Source organism: Blautia sp. JLR.GB0024 (genome assembly GCF_037000545.1).
Taxonomy (GTDB): Bacteria; Bacillota; Clostridia; order Lachnospirales; family Lachnospiraceae; genus Blautia; species Blautia celeris.
Genome location: NZ_JBANBF010000058.1, coordinates 1 through 314 on the forward strand (window position 1 = coordinate 1; position 314 = coordinate 314).

Consider the following 314-nt stretch of genomic DNA (forward strand, 5'->3'; position numbering starts at 1 on the left):
AGCTGGGCACTCTAGGGAGACTGCCGGGGATAACCCGGAGGAAGGCGGGGACGACGTCAAATCATCATGCCCCTTATGATTTGGGCTACACACGTGCTACAATGGCGTAAACAAAGGGAAGCGAGACAGCGATGTTGAGCAAATCCCAAAAATAACGTCCCAGTTCGGACTGCAGTCTGCAACTCGACTGCACGAAGCTGGAATCGCTAGTAATCGCGAATCAGAATGTCGCGGTGAATACGTTCCCGGGTCTTGTACACACCGCCCGTCACACCATGGGAGTCAGTAACGCCCGAAGTCAGTGACCCAACCTT

The 314-nt window shown here is 54.1% G+C and carries 1 rRNA gene; it reads left to right on the top strand.

Going from position 1 to position 314, the window contains the following annotated elements:
- A 16S ribosomal RNA gene (locus V8Q34_RS27420) occupies window positions 1–314 on the top strand; the annotation flags it as partial.